A 1575-nucleotide genomic window follows, 5' to 3' on the forward strand; every position below is an offset into this window, starting at 1 on the left:
GAGCGAGAGCGCTCCGATCAGGACTTCGCGGGTCTCGGTCTTCGGGATGAAACCCTGGGCCCCGAGCGCCAGTGCATCACGGATCGTGGACTGCTCCCGATCTCCCGAGATCAGGACGACAGCGACGGTCGGGTGCCGTTCCACCAAGGTCGCCAACAGCGACAGCCCGTTCTGATCGGGCAGATGAAGATCCAGCAGCACAAGATCGATGTCATCATCCTGTTCGAGCGTCGCCAGCGCAGCCGCGGCGTCAGACGCTTCCAGCACGATGCAATCGGACCGGACCACCTGCAACACGCTGCGCATGGCTTCGCGGATCAGCGCATGGTCATCGACGACGAGAAACTTCATGCGGGGCCGAGACTGACATCCAAGAACCGGCGACGATGTTGCCGCACGGCAACCTAACATGGATCATTCGTCGAAGAAGATGTCCGGTGTGAGCGGCATCCCCGCCAAGCGCCCCGGGCGGCTGCAGGGCCGGGCAAAGACAATCTCGGACCGACGCGGCATGCGCACGGCCTCTATCCGTCAGGCCGGTCGGAGCTTCCGATTTAGTAAGGGGCGGAAGCGGCCGGGTCGGTCCCGAACGTCCGTTTGCTGACGAGATCCCAAGTTCCGCTTCTGGCGCAACTCGCCCGGACGAGCGACCGACGATTTTGGCCCGTTGCGGACATCGCGAACGTCCGCTTCGCGGCGGCAAGCTCGACGATCCGCGGTGCGGCCCAAAGTATCCGTTGCAAAATCCGCTGCCGTCAGATCATCCCTTGCGCAGGCGATTCAGTCATGGTCCAGCCGCGGAGGCTGGGCGGAAGCGACCTGGGCGCGGGCGACGGCATAGGCTGCGCGCAGGCAGATATCCTCGCGCCAGGGCGCCGCGATGAGCTGAACGCCGATCGGCAATAAGCCCCCGAAGACGGGCACGGCCGCCACCGGCAGCCCGACGCAGGAGATCGGCTGCGTGAACAATCCGATATTGCGGTCGCAATCTCGGTTTCGCTGGCCTTTTRCACTCTCTGTACGGCATCGAACAATCGATGGGAGCGCAGGAACGCGCGCTGCGCAGCCCGGTTGGGCGGAGACACGCAACGCCAGATCAGGAGATGATGATGGGTTGGTTCTCCAAGGACATCGCCACGATGGACGATCTCTTCGTCCATACGCTTCGGGACATCTACTATGCCGAAAATCAGATCAGGAAGTCGCTTCCCGACATGATCGAGAAGGCGACAAGCCCAGAGCTGAAAAGCGGGTTCGAGACGCATCTTCGCCAGACCGACGGCCATATCGATCGTCTGAAGCAGGTCTTCCGGCTGCACGGCGTCGAGGAGAAAGGCATCACCTGCCCGGCAATCGACGGCATCCTCGATGAGGCGAGCGATATCGCCGGCGACGTGGCCGACAAGCAGGTACTGGATGCCGCGCTGATCGCCGCTGCCCAAGCCGTCGAGCACTACGAGATCACGCGCTACGGCACCCTCGTCGCCTGGGCCAAGCAACTCGGCCGCGACGATTGCGCTTCCCTGCTGCAGCAGACCCTCGAGGAGGAGGATGCAACCGACCAGAAGCTGTCGA

The 1575-nt window shown here is 63.3% G+C and carries 2 protein-coding genes and 1 pseudogene; 1 reads left to right on the forward strand and 2 read right to left on the reverse strand.

Features of this window, described 5'->3' with window-relative positions; genetic code table 11:
* Positions 1-351 (reverse strand): response regulator (locus tag AB4Y99_RS27535; RefSeq protein WP_441525588.1); only part of this gene is annotated, 351 nt, incomplete at its 3' end.
* A gap of 429 nt (positions 352-780) precedes the next feature.
* A pseudogene (locus AB4Y99_RS27540) lies at positions 781-978 on the reverse strand (AtzE family amidohydrolase); the annotation flags it as partial.
* 131 nt (positions 979-1109) lie between these two features.
* On the opposite strand from AB4Y99_RS27540, the gene AB4Y99_RS27545 reads away from it, so the two are divergent.
* Positions 1110-1575: YciE/YciF ferroxidase family protein (locus AB4Y99_RS27545; RefSeq protein WP_441525589.1), on the forward strand; the 466-nt coding region annotated here is incomplete at its 3' end.

This window comes from Allobosea sp. TAB14 (assembly GCF_052113865.1).
GTDB lineage: Bacteria > Pseudomonadota > Alphaproteobacteria > Rhizobiales > Beijerinckiaceae > Allobosea > Allobosea spartocytisi.